Genomic DNA, 14,807 nt, shown 5'->3' on the forward strand with positions numbered 1-14,807 from the left:
TCCTCCAACTCGAAAAGGACCACAAGCACCATGAGCCAAGTTTCCGATCCAGCCAGCGCCGGCGCCGCCGCGCGCCGGTTCGCCTCCGCCCTGGCCGCCGAAGCCCTGGTGGAGCAGACGGCCCGCCTGGAGGCCACCCTGGCGGCCGACGGCGGCCTCGAGACGCTGTTCGCCATTGAACAGGCCCTCGACCTCGCTTGGCCCAGCGCCGCTCCGGCCTGCGAGCTGATCTGGGCGACCGAGGCCGCCGACCAGGCTCTGCGCCTGCGCGCCTTCGACGGGGCAGGCCGCCTGCTGCTGTCCCGCGCCTATCCCGGCAAAGGGGTCAAACATGGCTGACGGATCGCATCTGGCCGCCCGGCAGCGGCGCACCTTCCTGATCGAAGCGCGGCCCCAGGCCGACGTGCTGCTGAGAGTGCTCGGCCCGTTCGCCGTCCAGGGCGCGCAGATCGTCCTGATGGAGGCGGCCCAGGACGCCGGCCGAACCTCCATCCGCATTGAGGCGGCGGGCGTCGGGATCGAATTGGCCGAGCATCTGGTGGAGCGCCTGCGCGCCATGCCAGCGGTGCTCGGGGTCGGCCTGGGCTGGCGGGCGGCGGCGGAGCACTGAGGCGAGCTGTCGCACCCGGCGCCACCGTGAGGTGTTTCTTTACCCTGGCTGCATAGAACCCGGATCAGTCATTTCGTAACCCGGGCCCCCACCGTGTTCAAGATTCTGACGTGCCTGGCGACAGAGCACGACTTGCGGCTCGTGCTCGTTGCAGGCCTGGTTTGCTTCGGCGGCTGTTTCACGGCGTTCCGGCTCTATTCGAGGATGCGGACGGCGAGCGGACGCGGCGTGCGCGCGGCCTGGGTGCTGCTGACCGGCCTGGTCGCGGGCTGCTCGGTCTGGGCGACCCACTTCATCGCCATGCTGTCCTACGACACCGGCCTGCGCGCCGGGTTCATGCCGCTGGGCACCCTGGCCTCCCTGCTGATCGCCGGGATTTTCATGACCGCCGCCTTCGCGGCCGCAGCCTTTGGCGGCGAGCGCGCCGGCAAGGCGGCGGGCGGGATGCTGGCCGGCCTCGGCGTCGCGGCGATGCACTACACCGGCATGAGCGCCTATGTGACCGAGGGCGTGCTCAGCTGGGACCGCAGCGTGGTCGTCGCCTCGATTGTCGTCGGGATCGCCGTGGCGGCGGTGGCGATGTTCGTCGCCCGTGACGCAGCCACCCGCGTCCGCCAGCTGCTCGCCGGACTACTGCTGACGGTCGCGATCTGCAGCCTGCACTTCGCCGGCATGGGCGCGATCACCATTTCACCGGACGCCTCGATCCACGTGCCGGCCCAGCTGCTGTCGTCGGTCATGATGACCCTGTCGGTGGTGCTGATCGTCGGCCTGATCATCCTCGGCGGTCTAGGTGCGGTGCTGATCGAGGGCGGCGCCAACGCCCAGGCTCTGGCGCGCATCCGCCGCCTGGCCGACGCCGCCTATGAGGGCATCGTCGTGGTCCGCGGCGACCGCATTCAGGACGCCAACGCCGCCTTCTGCGCCCTGGTCGGGGCCGAGGTCTCCGAACTTGCCGGCAAGGCGTTGACCGGCGACCTGCTGGTCCTGGACGGGGCCGGCGGCCTCAGCGCCCGCCGCGAGGGCCGGCTGCGCCCGTTCTCCGGCGAAGCCGAGATCCCGGTCGAGGCCTATGCGCGTGTGCTCGAGACGGGCCGCGGCGGCGAGGGCGACCTGATGGTCCTGGCGGTGCGCGACCTGCGCGAGCGTCGCTCGGCCGAGGCGAAGATCCGTTACCTGGCCGAACACGACGGCCTCACAGGGCTGGCCAATCGCAACGTCATGCAGACCCGCTTGGCGGCGACGCTGGAGCGGGTGGCGGTCACCGGCGAGAGCCTGTCCGTCATCTGCATCGATCTCGACCACTTCAAGGAAGCCAACGACCTTCACGGCCACATGGCCGGCGATGCGGTGCTGGCCGAGACGGCTCGCCGCCTGAGCCGCGCGGTCGCCGCGCCGTCGTTCGCCGCCCGCCTGGGCGGTGACGAGTTCGTGGTCGTCCAGGTCGGGGCCGGACAGCAGCCCGCCGCCGCCGCCGCCCTCAGCGCCGAGCTTCTCGAGCTCATGAGCACGCCTGTGGCTTTCGAGGACCAGGAACTTCAGGTCGGGGCCAGCCTGGGCGTCAGCCTCTATCCGGACGACGGCGACAGCGGCGAAGCGCTGCTGGTCAACGCCGACATGGCGCTCTACCGCGCCAAGGAGGACGGCCGCGGGAACTATTGCTTCTTCAAGCGCGAGATGGACGAGACGATCCGGGAGCGACGCGCCCTGGCCCGGGAGCTTCGCCAAGCGATCGTCGCCGAGGAACTGGTCCTGCACTATCAGCCGCTGGCCCGCGCCGAGGATGGCGAGATCTGCGGCTTCGAGGCCCTGGTCCGCTGGATGCATCCGACCCGCGGTATGGTCGCGCCGATGGACTTCATTCCGGTCGCCGAGGAAAGCGGCCTGATCCTGCCGCTGGGCGAGTGGGTGCTGCGCCGCGCCTGCGCCGACGCGGCGCGCCTGGAAAAGCCGCTACGGGTGGCGGTGAATCTCTCCCCGGTTCAGCTGCACCAGGCGAACCTGGCCAACATGGTCCACGAAATCCTGCTGGAGACCGGCCTGGCCCCGCGCCGGCTCGAGTTGGAGATCACCGAGACCGCGCTGTTCAAGGATTACCAGCGGGCTTTGGACAATCTGCGCCGGCTGAAGGCGCTGGGCGTGCGGATCGCCATGGATGACTTCGGGACCGGCTTCTCGTCGCTGTCGACCCTGCAGTCGTTCCCGTTCGACAAGATCAAGATCGACAAGAGCTTCGTGGAGAACATCCACCGTCACGACCGCGCCACCGCGATTGTCCGCGCGGTGCTCAGCCTGGGCCGCAGCCTGGAGATCCCGGTCACGGCCGAGGGCGTGGAGACGGCCGAGCAGCTGGAGTTCCTGCGCGGCGAGGCGTGCGCCGAGGTGCAGGGTTACGCCATCGGCCGCCCGACGCCGCTGGAGTCACTGGAAGACTGGACCGAGCAGGCCGACCGCAAGTCCGCGACGGGCTAGGGGACGGGCCGCATCAGCCGCGGGCCGAGGTTCTCGACCACCGCCCTGGCGTCGAAGGCGCGCGGATCGTCTGCGGGCTTGGGGCCGTGCTGGGTGACGATCTCGGCGGCGGCTTCGAACTTGGTGACCGTGCGCACGTCGATGCTGTCGCCCCAGAAAGGTGAACCCCAATAGGGGTCCCAGCCGCGCCAGCCATAGCCTGCGCCGTAATAGCTCCAGTATGGCCGCCAGTAGCCGTAGCCCGGCCCGTACCAGGGGCTGCCGAAAGAATCGACGTAGGTTCGGCGGTCGGCCTCGGTGTTGCGGTCGACGATCGTGAACCAGTCGAAGCCTTCCTGAATGGTCAGCTCGGCGGCGCGGTACAGCAGGTAGCCCTCGACCGTCTGGCGCGAGGTCAGGCTGTTGCCGGCGAAGCTGACCCGGAAGCGATTGGGTTCGATCCGTTGATCGGAATAACCGCCGGAGACCTTTTGGCCTTGAATGTTGGGCTGGTAGGGGGTGGCGGTCGTGCAGGCGGCCAGCAGACCTGACAGGGCCAGGCTGGCGACGATGGCTGCGGTTTTACGTGACATGGCTTTCGACCTGAAATCCCTCGTCCCCCGAGGAAGTTGGCGCACGAGTAAAAAACACCTGGGACCAATTATGGTTGCGCTTGTTGCGGCTGGATAGCCGAATGTTCAGGCGCCGCTCGCCTTGGCCGCCATGAGCGTCGCCGCAGTTAGCAGCAACAGGCCGACGGCGATCGCAAACCCTTGCCGGAACCGCGGTTCGGCCATCTTCGCAGCCAGGGCGGCCCCGCCGAGCCCGTAGGCGCTCATGGCCAGCACGTCGAGCAGGATGGTGGCGCAGGCGAACATCGCCAGCTGCGCCGGCAGCGGCCGACGCGGATCCAGGAACGGCGGCAGCACGGCGGTGAAGAACAAGATCGCCTTCGGATTGGCGATCTGCACCGCGAACCCGTCAAGGTAGGCCGATCGACCCATCCGGAAGGCTCCGTGGCTGGGCTCGGCGTCGTGCTGCGCGGCTCCAATTATCGACTTCAGGCCCAGCCAGGCGATATAGGCCGCGCCGGCGAAGGCCAGCAGGTGGAACACCTGCGGAAAGGCCAGCACCAGGGCGCCCAGCCCCAGGGCCGCGGCGCCGAACCAGACCAAGGTGGCGCTGTTCATGCCGACCACGCCGACCAAGGCCGCGCCCTTGCCCCGCTGCGCCCCGGTCGCGATGGCGAACAGGTTGGCGGGGCCGGGAGTGACGGCCATGACCGCCATGACTCCAAGGAACGTGATGTAGCGTGCGGGATCGACCGGCAGGTCCATCGGCGGCCTTTGGTTGGGCGAAGCAGAAATGCTGACTCCGCCCCGAGTTAATCCCCGTTGCCCGAACAGGATAGCTCTGCGACCTGCGATTTCGCTTTTTTGGAGGGGCCATGCCGCCTGAGTTCTGGCTGTATGCCACGGTGGGCTTCGCCGCCCAAATCGTCGATGGCGCGCTTGGCATGGCCTATGGCGTGGTCTCGACCACAGTGCTGCTGGCCAACGGCGTGCCGCCGGCCAGCGCCTCGGCGAGCGTGCATGCGGCCAAGGTGTTCACCGGCGCTGCGTCGGCCGCTTCACACATCGCCCACCGCAACATCGACTGGCGGCTGCTGATGCTGCTTTCGTTCGGCGGCGTTCTGGGCGGCGTGGCCGGGACCTATCTGCTGACCTCGATCGACGGCGAGGTGATCAAGCCGTTCGTGGTCGCCTGGCTCGGCCTGATGGGCCTGGTGATCCTCTACCGCGCCTGGAAGGGCGCGCGGCCCAAGCCATTCTCCTGGAAGTCGCCGTTCCCGCTCGGCCTGACCGGTGGCTTCTTCGACGCGGTCGGCGGCGGCGGCTGGGGCCCGGTGGTGACCTCGACCCTGCTCGGCACGGGCGCCGATCCCCGCAAGGCGATCGGCACCACCAACGCCGCCGAGGCGTTCGTGGCCGCCGCGGTGTCGGCGGCGTTCCTGGCTACCCTGGTCTCCGGCCATTGGGAGACCGAGGGCCTACGCGATCACATGTGGTCTGTGCTGGGGCTGATCGGGGGCGGCGTGGTCGCCGCCCCGATTGCTGGCTGGATGACCAAGGTCATGCCGATCCGGGCTCTGACCTGGGTCGTCGGCCTGGTGGTGACGGCGCTGGCCGCCTGGCAGGCCCTGGTGCTGTTCGGCTAGAGCGCGACAGCCGGGGGCAGCGGCCGGGGCAGGCTCTAGGCTCCGACGGTGGCCAGGGTCCAGATGATCCGCCCGGCGGCCCCAAACACCAGCACCGCCGTGGCGACCAGTTGGATCAGGAAGCCGACTTCACGCTTCTTAGGATCGGCGGCGTAGCCGAGCGCGTAGACCACCCGTCCGACGATCCAGACCAGGCCCATGGCCGCAGCGAACAGGTCGTTCCAATAGATGGCGAACAGCCACAGGCCGGCCAGGAACAGCGGCAGGGCTTCGAGCGTGTTGTAATGGATGCGGATGGCGCGCTCGAGCGTTGGGTCGCCGGACATGGCGGGCGCGGCGATGCCCGTCTTTGTGCGGGCCTGGCCGACCCGGATCCCCATCCAGAAATAGGTGAGCAGAGCGGCAATGGTGACCAACGCCACGTAGCTGTGCGGTTGCATGTTTCCCCCTGAATTGCCCGCCTGCGCGTTGCGCGGCGGTTATGGCGCAGCTTGGCATGCGCCGCAGTGCTGGGGAACTCCTGCCGCCGGTTGGCGCTATCTAGCGGCCCACGGAAAAGGAGGCCCGCCATGCAGGTCGACTCCGAAGCTATCCGCGAGATCACTTACGATGCCGAGAAGTCGAAGCTGTTCGTAACGTTCCATGACGGCGATCTCTACGTCTATGTCGGCGTCCCGGGCGAGGTGCACCGCAGCTTCTTGGACGCGGACTCGAAAGGCCAGTTCTTCGCCTACGAAATCCGCGACCAGTATCCCTACAACAAGCTTGACGCCTAACCGCGACGGTCGCGTTTGGCGGCCACCCGCAGACGCAGCGCGTTGAGCTTGATGAAGCCGGCGGCGTCGCGGTGGTCGTAGGCAACCTTGCCTTCCTCGAACGTGACCAGGTCCTGGTCGTAGAGCGAGTAAGGGCTGGTGCGGCCGATGACGGCGACGTTGCCCTTGTAGAGCTTCACGCGAACCTGGCCGGTGACCATCTTCTGGCTGTGGTCGATGGCGGCCTGCAGCATCTCGCGCTCCGGGGCGAACCAGAAGCCGTTGTAGATGAGCGATGCGTACTTCGGCATCAGCTCGTCCTTCAGGTGCATGGAGCCGCGGTCGAGGGTGATCGATTCGATGCCGCGGTGGGCGGCCAGCAGGATGGTGCCGCCGGGGGTCTCATAGACGCCGCGCGACTTCATGCCGACGAAGCGGTTCTCGACCAGATCGAGGCGGCCGACGCCGTTGTCGTGGCCCAGCTGGTTGAGCTTGGCCAGCAGGGTGGCCGGGCTCATCTTCACGCCGTCGATGGCGACGGGGTCGCCGGCCTCGAAGTCCATCGTGAAGACGGTCGGCGCGTCGGGGGCGTCTTCCGGCGCGATGGTGCGCATGTGGACGAACTCGGGGGCTTCCACCGCCGGGTCTTCCAGCACCTTACCTTCGGACGAGGAGTGCAGCAGGTTGGCGTCGACGCTGAACGGCGCCTCGCCGCGCTTGTCCTTGGTGATCTGGATCTGGTGCTTTTCAGCGAAGTCCAGCAGCGCTTCGCGGGACTTGAAGTCCCACTCGCGCCAGGGGGCGATCACGTGAATGTCCGGCTCCAGGGCGTAGTAGCCGAGCTCGAAGCGGACCTGGTCGTTGCCCTTGCCCGTGGCGCCGTGGCTGACCGCGTCAGCGCCGGTCTTGCGGGCGATTTCGATCTGCTTCTTGGCGATCAGCGGCCGCGCGATCGAGGTGCCGAGCAGGTACTGGCCCTCATATACGGTGTTGGCGCGGAACATCGGGAACACGAAGTCGCGCACGAACTCCTCACGCACGTCCTCGATGAACACGTTCTCGGGCTTCACGCCGGCAGCGATCGCCTTGGCGCGGGCCGGTTCGATCTCTTCGCCCTGGCCGAGATCGGCGGTGAAGGTCACGACCTCCGCCCCGTACTCGGTCTGCAGCCACTTGAGGATGATCGAGGTGTCGAGCCCGCCGGAATAGGCCAGGACGACTTTTTTGACGGGGGGCTTGCTCGTGCTCATGGCCGGCAAACTACGCCAAGATCAAAACAATTGGATTGCAAATTGGCCAACAATCCGCGCGATATTGGCGCCAGATTCCACGTGGGGTCTGTCTGAAGGCATTCAGCGCCAATGAAACTCGACGCCATCGATCGGCGCATCCTGCGCGCCCTGCAGCGCGACGGCCGCATGCAGAACATCGACCTCGCCAGAGAGGTGGGGCTCTCGCCCTCGCCGTGCCTGCGCAGGGTTCGCCTGCTCGAGGATGCGGGAGTCATCGAGCGCTATGTGGCGGTGCTCGACGGAGCCAAGCTGGGGGTGGGGCTTACCGTCTTCGCGCGGGTCTGGTTCAAGACCCAGGACGCCGAGGTGACCCAGCAGTTCGCCGAGGCGGTGCGGCGCTTTCCCGAAGTGGTCGAGTGCTATCTGACGACCGGCGAGTGCGACGCCCTGCTGCGCATCGTCACCGCGGATCTGAACAGCTACTGGCGCTTCCAGGCCGACCACCTGACGCGGATCCCGAGCGTCCAGAGCGTCAAGACCGACGTACCGATGGAGACCGTGAAGCGGAGCTTTGAGATCCCGCTGCCCTGAGCGTCAGGGCTTAAGCGCGCCTTCCGACTCCAGCGTCTCCAGCGCACCCTTCAGCCACTGCAGATGCATGACGGCGATCATCGCCGCCAAGGTGGCGCGTAGCCCGAACAGGATGACGCTGTATGTCAGGTCCGGGGCGCTGCGGTGGCCCCAGAGAAGGGCCAATCCGAACAGGAAGGCGATGGCCACCGGCAGGGTCAGGGCGATGTCGCGGGGCAGCCGCCAATTGCCCTGCATCGGCACCTTGGTCTGCGGGTCGATCCGCCGCCAGGCCGCTCGCGCGCCGCCGGCCATTATCGACAGCGCGATGATCCATAGGACGTCGGCGGCGATGCTTAGGAAACTCATCTAGACGCTTACCTGGGTGCCCAGCTCCACCACGCGGCCGGGGGGAATCTTGTAGAAGTCGGTGGGATTGGCGGCGTTTTTCATCAGGAAGATGAAGATCTTATCCTGCCAGAGCGGCATGCCCGACTGGGCCGACGGGATGATCGAGCGCCGGCCTAGGAAGAAGCTGGTGGCCATGATGTCGAACTTCAGGCCGAGCTTGCGGCACAGGCCCAGCGCTTTCGGCAGGTTAGGGCTCTCCATGAAACCATAGGAGATGAAGACTTTTTTGAAGTCGTCGTTGACCGGTTCGATGCGGATGCGGTCGTCCTCGCGCACACGCGGGGTCTCGGTGGTGACGATGGTCAGGATGATGTTCTTCTCGTGCAAAACCTTGTTGTGCTTGAGGTTGTGCATCAGGGCGACCGGGGCGATGTCGGGGTCGGAGGTCAGGAAGATCGCCGTGCCGGGCGCGCGGTGCGGCGCCCGGGCCTTGAGGATCTCGGACAGCTCGATCAGCGGCACGGAGTCGCGCCGGGTCTTCTCCGAGAGGATCTGAGCGCCCCGCGTCCAGGTCCACATGATGACCACCAGCAGCGCGCCCATCACCAGCGGCAGCCAGGCCCCATCCGGGATCTTCAACAGGTTCGAGCCGATAAACACCACGTCGATGACGCCGAACACGCCTGCGCCCAGCGCCGCCTGCCAGACCGGGCGCTTCCACATGTGCCGAATGATCACGAAGAACAGCAGAGTGTCGACGAACATCGAGCCGGTGACCGCGATGCCGTAGGCGGCGGCCAGCGAGGAGGAGTTGCGGAAGGTGAACAGCAGCACCAGCACGCCGATCATCAGATAGGTGTTCACCTGCGGCACGTAGATCTGGCCGGCCTGGGTCTCGGAGGTGCGGCGGATGTCGATGCGCGGCAGCAGGCCCAGTTGCACGGCCTGCTGGGTCATCGAGAACGCCCCGGTGATCACCGCCTGGCTGGCGATGACGGTGGCGGCGGTGGCGAACACCAGCACCGGCCAGTAGGCCAGCTCCGGCACCATCGCCCAGAACGGATTGAAGCGCGACTCGGGATGGGCCAGCACATTGGCGCCTTGGCCCAGATAGTTCAGCGCCAGGCAGGGCAGGGCGAAGGTCAGCCACGACACGCGGATCGGGCCGCGGCCGAAGTGGCCCATGTCGGCGTAGAGCGCCTCGGCCCCGGTGACCGCCAGGAAGACGCTGCCGAGGATGACGAAGCCGACCAGGCCGTCGTGCAGCAGGAAGCGCACGCCATACCAGGGGTTCAGCGCCCGCAGGATCGACCAGTCGTCGGTGATGTGCAGCACGCCCAGCCCGCCTAGGACCAGGAACCACAGGGCCATGATCGGCCCGAAGAAGAAGGCCACGCGATGGGTTCCGCGCGCCTGGACCATGAACAGCGCGACCAGCACCCCGGCGGCGATCGGGACCAGATACGGCTCGATGCCGCGGCCGATGCCCGGCGCGTCCTTCAGGCCCTCGACCGCCGAGAGCACCGAGATGGCCGGGGTGATGACCCCGTCGCCGTAGAACAGCGCCGCGCCGATCACGCCCAGGAAGAAGACGGCGGTGGAGCGCTTGGGCAGATGGCGCTGGGCCAGGGCCATCAGCGCCAGGGTGCCGCCCTCGCCCTTGTTGTCGGCCCGCATCAGGAAGACGACGTATTTGATGGTGACGATCAACACCAAGGCCCACAGCACCAGGGACACCACGCCCAGCACGGCCAGTTGGCTGGCCCCGCCCGAACGCGAGTGGTGCAAGGCTTCCTTCATCGCATAGAGCGGGCTGGTGCCGATGTCGCCGAACACCACGCCGAGGGCGCCGAGCGCCAGGGCTGCGAAGCTTTCCCGCTTGTGAGAATGAGATTCCTCGGTCGCTTCTTGAGCGACGGCGGCTGAGTCAGCCATTCAAGGTCTCCGGGAACCCATGCGGCTCCCAAACGCGGCCCGATGCCGCAACGGCGGGCGCGAGTACACCCAATCCGACCAACGTACAATCGCCACGTGCCCGCGTCACGCCGCCGCGACACGTCCAAGGCGCGCAGCTTGACCTTCGCCAGTCTTTCGCCACCTTCGGCTCAGGTTGCAGGGCAAGGGGCTTAAATGGACCGCAGATTGGCGTTGGTGACCGGGGCCTCGGCCGGGATCGGCGCGGCGTTCGCGAAGATCTACGCCAGCCACGGCTACGACGTGGCCCTCACCGCCCGTCGCGCCGAGCGCCTGGAAAAGGTGGCCGAGGAGATTCGCCTCAAGCACGGGGTCGAGACCCTGGTGATCGCCGCCGACCTGGCCGATCCCGAAGCGCCGGGCCAGATCCTCGATCACCTGACCGCTCATGGCCGCTCGGCCGACGCCCTGGTCAACAACGCCGGCTACGGCGTCCCCGGCGCCTTCTCCGACTCCCCTTGGGAGACCCACGAGGCCCTCCTGCGCGTGATGCTGACCGCACCGACGCAGCTGGCCTATCGGGTCCTGCCGGGCATGGCCGAGCGCCGGTTCGGCCGCATCGTCAACGTCGCCTCGCTGGCCGGACTGATCCCCGGCTCGCCGGGCGCGACGCTCTACGGGGCGGTGAAGAGCTATCTGGTGAAGGCCTCGCAGAGCCTGCACCTGGAGAACCTCGAAAAGGGCGTGCACGTCACCGCGCTGTGCCCCGGCTTCACCTATTCGGAATTCCACGACGTCAACGACACCCGCGACCAGATCAGTCGCGCCGCGCCGCCCTGGCTGTGGCTGGGAGCCGACGAGGTCGCCGCCGCCGGCTATGAGGCGGCCGAGGCAAACCGGCCGATATGCGTCCCCGGCGCGCCGAACAAGGCCATCGCCGCCGCCGCCAAGCTGCTGCCGGACGAGTGGGCCCTGGCGCTGATGGCCTCGCAGGGACCGCGGATCCGCGGCAAGGTCTGATCGGCCGAGCGCCTCGGAGACGCTGCCGATAAGGCCGGTTTCTGCCGATAAAACGCCGCGGATCCTGCCGATAGGGCGGGGTGTCGGCAGGTTTCCGGTCGCGGACTCGCAGGAAGCTGCCGGTGGCTGGCCTTGCCGATGCTCCCCGGTTGGGGGAGCTGTCAGCCGCATGGCTGACTGAGGGGGAATTGCCTCCTGTTGTCGGCCCCCTCCGTCTCGGCGCTGCGCGCCGATCCACCTCCCCCAGCGGGGGAGGAACTGAGGTGGACCTACTTCGTGTACGGCGCAGCCGCTTCGCGCAGGATCACCCCGGCGGTGGACTCGCCGATGCCTGAGAGAATGAACTGCACCGCCAGGGCGCAGAGGATCAGGCCCAGCACCCGCACCACGATGGTCAGGCCGATGCGGCCGAGCAGCTTGCTGATCAGCGGGGTGGCCCAGAAGATCAGCATGGTGACCAGCGAGATGCCGGCGATCACCACCAAGCCGACCGCCGCGCCGCCGAGGCCGAACTTCTTGGCTTCGCTGGCGTAGATCACCACCGTCGAGATCGCCCCCGGGCCGATCAGCAGCGGCATGCCGAACGGGACGATCATCCGCTCGAAGCGGCGACGGGCGTGGGCGCGGCCCTCGCCGGGCGGCGAGTCCGCGTCGGCCGCGTCGGCGAAGGTCGCGGTGAAGTCGTCGCGGGCCATCTCCAGGCCGAGCAGGAACAGGATCACCCCGCCGGCGATGCGGAACGCCGCCAGCGAGATGCCGAAGAACTCCAGCAGCGCCAGACCCGAGAAGTAGAAGAAGGTCAGGAAGCCGAGCATGAAGAGGGCGATGTAGACCGAGATCCAGCGGCTATCGCGGCTCTTCACCCCGTTGGTCGCCGCCGCGAACAGCGGCACGTTGCCGATCGGATCGATCAGGGCGAACAGGGCGACGAAGAAGTTGACGGCGAAGTCCCACTGGCTCATGCAGCGGTCTTAGCCCAATTCGCTGCGACCGCCGACCACCTGCGATGGTGGCCGCGCGCCTGCCTGGAAGGATGCCGCCATGAGCGCCGTGCAAGCCCCCGCCGATCCGCGCCTGATCGTCCCGCTGGACCTGCCCACCGTCGCCGAGGCGCGCGCCGCGGTCGAGGCGCTGGGCGACGCGGTCAGCTTCTACAAGATCGGCCTGGAGCTGTTCGCCACCGGCGGCGGCATGGACCTGGCCCGAGAGCTGAAGGCCCAGGGCAAGCAGGTGTTCCTCGATTGGAAGCTGCACGACATCGGCACCACGGTTCAGCGCTCGGCCGCGGTGCTGGCCGAGGCCGGCTGCGATTTCCTGACCGTTCACGCCGAGCCGCAGGTGCTGGCCGCCGCGGTGCGCGGCAAGGGCCGCTCGAACCTGAAGATCCTCGGCGTCACCGTGCTGACCAGCCTGACCGACGCCGACCTGATCGAGATGGGGTTCAATGAGAGCGCCCGCTCGCTGGTCGAGCGCCGCATCCACCACGCCATCGCCGCCGGCGCTGACGGGGTGATCGCCAGCCCGCACGAGGCCGAACTGGCCCGCAAGCTGGGCGGCAAGGACTTCCTGGTGGTGACGCCGGGCGTGCGCCCCGACTGGTCGGCCAAGAACGACCAGGCGAGAGCCGCGACCCCGGCCGACGCCCTGCGCGCCGGCGCCAGCCATATCGTCTGCGGCCGGCCGATCACCGCCGCCAACGACCCGCGCGAAGCGGCGCTGCGGGTGGCCGCGGAGATGGCGGGGGTCTAAGGGCCGCTCCACCCAGTTGCTCCCCCGTTGGGGGACCGAATGGCTGACTGAGGGGATTGCTGTGTCAGCAGGCCCCCTCCGTCTCGGCGCTTTGCGCCGAGCCACCTCCCCCAGCGGGGGAGGAACTTGCAGCCCGTTACCGGATCTGGACGGTGGTCGAGGACGAGGCGCTGGCGCCGGTCGAACCGCCGCCCGACCAGGCGCCGCCGCGCCAGCCGCCGACTCCGCGACGGCCCCAGTCCCGGTCCCAGCCGCCGCCGGGGTAGTAATAGCCGCCCATCGGGCCGGTCCACGGCACGCCGCCGACCCCGCCGTCGCCGTTCACATAGCCGAGGCTGATCTCGCCGCCGCCGGCGATCAATCCGTGGCCGGGCCAGCCGTAGTTCTGCGAGGCGTAGCCGTAGGTGGGAATTTCATAGCCGCCGTAGCCGCCGCCCGCTTGGCGGACGTCCTGCGGCTGGCTGTTCCACTCGCGGACCACCTCTTCCTGGAAGTGGCCGCCCTGGCCGGTCGGGCCGCTGCTGGTGGTGCGCGAGCCACCGTTCTGGGCGTCGCCCCACTGCTGGAATTCCTGGGCGCCGGCTGCTGCGCCGCCGACGAGCGAGAGGCCGAGGATCAGGCTCAGGACAGGGCGCATGGGGCGTCTCCGAGGGGCTTGCCGCCAGAGGTTAACGCCTTCGCAGGGCCGCGGCGACGCTTTGCCCCTGGGACGGGAGCCCTAGCGCCTAGAAATCAACCGCGATGCCTTTGCGTTCCCAGTCGCCGAACCGGGTCGGCTCGGGACCGGTCGGCCCGCCCAGCTCGGCGGCGCGGGCCTTGGCCTCGGCGTCCGCGGCATGGCGCGCGGCGGCCTCTTCCAGGGCGCGGCGGGCGGCCGGGGTCAGTTCCTTCCCCGGGGCGGCGTTGGGCGGGAGGTCTTGGCTCATGGGGCTGATCTAGGGCGTTGGGTGCGGGAGCGCTAGTCGCAGGGCGGCGCCCTCAGCAGTAGAGCCGCCCCGCCTGCCGGTGCTAAGCCTCGCCGCGTTCAGCGCGGAGAGCACCATGGAAGGCCCGACGTCCCACTTCTATTTTTCGCAGCGGCTGCGGCTGCACTATGTCGACTGGGGCAATGAGGGGGCGCCGCCGCTGTTGCTGGTGCATGGCGGGCGCGACCATTGCCGCAACTGGGACTGGGTCGCCGAGCGGCTGCGCGACCGCTACCACATCATCGCGCCGGACCTGCGCGGCCACGGCGATAGCGGCTGGGCGATCGGCGGCGGCTATGACAACGCCGCCTACATCTACGACCTGGCGCAGATCATCCATCAGAAGAACATGGCCCCGGTCACCATCATCTCGCACTCGATGGGCGCGGGGGTGGCGCTGAACTACTGCGGCGCATTCCCCGACCAGGTGAAGAAGATCGTCGCCATCGAGGGCCTGGGCCCGTCGCCCGCCGAGCAGGCCAAGCAGGCGAGACGCACCGTCGATCAGCGGCTGCGCGACTGGGTCAAGGACCGCCGCGAGAACTCCGGCCGCAGCCCGCGCCGCTACGCCACCATCGAGGAGGCGATCGCCCGGATGGCCGGGGAGAATCCGCATCTGTCGCCTGAGCAGGCCCGCCACCTGACGATCTATGGCGCGCACCAGAACGAGGACGGGACCTATTCGTGGAAGTTCGACAACCACTCCCGCTGGGGCGTCGGCGGCCTGTCCCACGATGACCAGCATTACCTGTGGAGCCAGATCACCGCCCCGGTGCTGCTGGTCCGCGGCACGGAGTCCTGGGCCTCCGATCCGGTGGTCGACGGCCGCATCAAGCATTTCAAGAACGCCCGGCTGGTGAACTTCGAAGGCGCCGGCCACTGGGTGCACCACGACAAGCTCGACGCTTTCATGCGCAAGACGGAAGCGTTCCTGGCAGAGTAGCGGGCGCCTCTTCCTCCCCTGCGTAGCGG

General features: G+C 68.2%; 18 protein-coding genes. 9 read left to right on the forward strand and 9 right to left on the reverse strand.

Annotation, left to right across the window (positions count from 1 at the left end; all coding sequences use genetic code 11):
- Positions 1-30 precede the first annotated feature (30 nt).
- The 3 genes from AC1DQJ_RS16375 (at position 31) to AC1DQJ_RS16385 (ending at position 3,082) form a co-directional block, all read left to right on the forward strand.
- Positions 31-339, forward strand: coding sequence for a hypothetical protein (locus AC1DQJ_RS16375; RefSeq protein ID WP_477605174.1), 309 nt, complete (start codon positions 31-33; stop codon positions 337-339).
- Positions 332-610: a hypothetical protein gene (locus tag AC1DQJ_RS16380; RefSeq protein ID WP_477605176.1), complete on the forward strand. Its 279-nt coding sequence runs from the start codon at positions 332-334 to the stop codon at positions 608-610. Before AC1DQJ_RS16375 ends, AC1DQJ_RS16380 begins: the two co-directional genes overlap by 8 nt.
- A 93-nt stretch (positions 611-703) precedes the next feature.
- Positions 704-3,082 (forward strand): bifunctional diguanylate cyclase/phosphodiesterase, encoded by a 2,379-nt coding sequence (locus tag AC1DQJ_RS16385; RefSeq protein WP_477605178.1) that lies wholly within the window; start codon positions 704-706, stop codon positions 3,080-3,082.
- Here the strand turns inward: AC1DQJ_RS16385 and AC1DQJ_RS16390 are convergent.
- Together AC1DQJ_RS16390 and AC1DQJ_RS16395 are read right to left on the reverse strand one after the other, a co-directional pair.
- On the reverse strand, positions 3,079-3,654 hold the full coding sequence (locus AC1DQJ_RS16390; RefSeq protein WP_477605180.1) for a CC0125/CC1285 family lipoprotein: 576 nt from the start codon (positions 3,652-3,654) through the stop codon (positions 3,079-3,081). The genes AC1DQJ_RS16385 and AC1DQJ_RS16390 overlap by 4 nt on opposite strands.
- Positions 3,655-3,759: 105 nt before the next feature.
- Entirely contained in the window at positions 3,760-4,398 is a 639-nt protein-coding gene (locus AC1DQJ_RS16395; protein WP_477605182.1) for a LysE family translocator, read from the reverse strand.
- A gap of 110 nt (positions 4,399-4,508) precedes the next feature.
- Here AC1DQJ_RS16395 and AC1DQJ_RS16400 point away from each other — a divergent pair, with 110 nt between their 5' ends.
- Positions 4,509-5,279 (forward strand): sulfite exporter TauE/SafE family protein, encoded by a 771-nt coding sequence (locus AC1DQJ_RS16400; RefSeq protein ID WP_477605184.1) that lies wholly within the window; start codon positions 4,509-4,511, stop codon positions 5,277-5,279.
- Between the two features lie 35 nt (positions 5,280-5,314).
- On the opposite strand, the gene AC1DQJ_RS16405 is transcribed toward AC1DQJ_RS16400, so the two are convergent.
- Positions 5,315-5,719, reverse strand: a complete 405-nt coding sequence (locus AC1DQJ_RS16405) for an MAPEG family protein (RefSeq protein ID WP_477605186.1) — start codon at positions 5,717-5,719, stop codon at positions 5,315-5,317.
- A gap of 129 nt (positions 5,720-5,848) precedes the next feature.
- Here AC1DQJ_RS16405 and AC1DQJ_RS16410 point away from each other — a divergent pair, with 129 nt between their 5' ends.
- A complete protein-coding gene (locus AC1DQJ_RS16410; RefSeq protein WP_477605188.1) occupies positions 5,849-6,055 on the forward strand; it encodes a KTSC domain-containing protein in 207 nt (68 codons plus the stop codon).
- On the opposite strand, the gene AC1DQJ_RS16415 is transcribed toward AC1DQJ_RS16410, so the two are convergent.
- The gene (locus AC1DQJ_RS16415) at positions 6,052-7,284 is read right to left on the reverse strand and encodes an argininosuccinate synthase (protein WP_477605190.1); all 1,233 of its coding nucleotides are present in this window, start codon (positions 7,282-7,284) and stop codon (positions 6,052-6,054) included. The two genes, AC1DQJ_RS16410 and AC1DQJ_RS16415, sit on opposite strands and share 4 nt — an antisense overlap.
- A gap of 111 nt (positions 7,285-7,395) precedes the next feature.
- On the opposite strand from AC1DQJ_RS16415, the gene AC1DQJ_RS16420 reads away from it, so the two are divergent.
- Positions 7,396-7,857 carry an Lrp/AsnC family transcriptional regulator gene (locus AC1DQJ_RS16420; RefSeq protein ID WP_477605192.1) on the forward strand — a complete coding sequence of 154 codons (462 nt, stop codon included), beginning with the start codon at positions 7,396-7,398 and terminating at the stop codon, positions 7,855-7,857.
- 3 nt (positions 7,858-7,860) lie between these two features.
- Here AC1DQJ_RS16420 and AC1DQJ_RS16425 read toward each other — a convergent pair whose 3' ends face one another.
- The gene (locus AC1DQJ_RS16425) at positions 7,861-8,205 is read right to left on the reverse strand and encodes a hypothetical protein (RefSeq protein ID WP_477605193.1); all 345 of its coding nucleotides are present in this window, start codon (positions 8,203-8,205) and stop codon (positions 7,861-7,863) included.
- Complete coding sequence (locus tag AC1DQJ_RS16430; RefSeq protein ID WP_477605195.1) at positions 8,206-10,122, reverse strand: potassium transporter Kup; 1,917 nt, start codon at positions 10,120-10,122, stop codon at positions 8,206-8,208.
- 195 nt (positions 10,123-10,317) lie between these two features.
- Between AC1DQJ_RS16430 and AC1DQJ_RS16435 the strand changes: the two genes are divergently transcribed.
- Entirely contained in the window at positions 10,318-11,121 is an 804-nt protein-coding gene (locus AC1DQJ_RS16435; RefSeq protein ID WP_477605197.1) for an SDR family NAD(P)-dependent oxidoreductase, read from the forward strand.
- 269 nt (positions 11,122-11,390) lie between these two features.
- Here the strand turns inward: AC1DQJ_RS16435 and AC1DQJ_RS16440 are convergent, their stop codons facing one another.
- Positions 11,391-12,083 (reverse strand): MarC family protein, encoded by a 693-nt coding sequence (locus tag AC1DQJ_RS16440; protein WP_477605199.1) that lies wholly within the window; start codon positions 12,081-12,083, stop codon positions 11,391-11,393.
- A 79-nt stretch (positions 12,084-12,162) separates the two neighbouring features.
- Between AC1DQJ_RS16440 and pyrF the strand changes: the two genes are divergently transcribed.
- A complete protein-coding gene (pyrF, locus tag AC1DQJ_RS16445; RefSeq protein WP_477605201.1) occupies positions 12,163-12,870 on the forward strand; it encodes an orotidine-5'-phosphate decarboxylase in 708 nt (235 codons plus the stop codon).
- A 136-nt stretch (positions 12,871-13,006) separates the two neighbouring features.
- Here pyrF and AC1DQJ_RS16450 read toward each other — a convergent pair whose 3' ends face one another.
- Complete coding sequence (locus tag AC1DQJ_RS16450) at positions 13,007-13,507, reverse strand: hypothetical protein (protein ID WP_477605203.1); 501 nt, start codon at positions 13,505-13,507, stop codon at positions 13,007-13,009.
- 88 nt (positions 13,508-13,595) lie between these two features.
- Positions 13,596-13,796 carry a DUF1674 domain-containing protein gene (locus AC1DQJ_RS16455; RefSeq protein ID WP_477605205.1) on the reverse strand — a complete coding sequence of 67 codons (201 nt, stop codon included), beginning with the start codon at positions 13,794-13,796 and terminating at the stop codon, positions 13,596-13,598.
- Positions 13,797-13,911: 115 nt separating this feature from the next.
- Between AC1DQJ_RS16455 and AC1DQJ_RS16460 the strand changes: the two genes are divergently transcribed.
- The gene (locus AC1DQJ_RS16460; RefSeq protein ID WP_477605207.1) at positions 13,912-14,778 is read left to right on the forward strand and encodes an alpha/beta fold hydrolase; all 867 of its coding nucleotides are present in this window, start codon (positions 13,912-13,914) and stop codon (positions 14,776-14,778) included.
- Positions 14,779-14,807 lie beyond the last annotated feature (29 nt).

The sequence above is a fragment of the Phenylobacterium sp. P4_E10 genome (genome assembly GCF_056401675.1).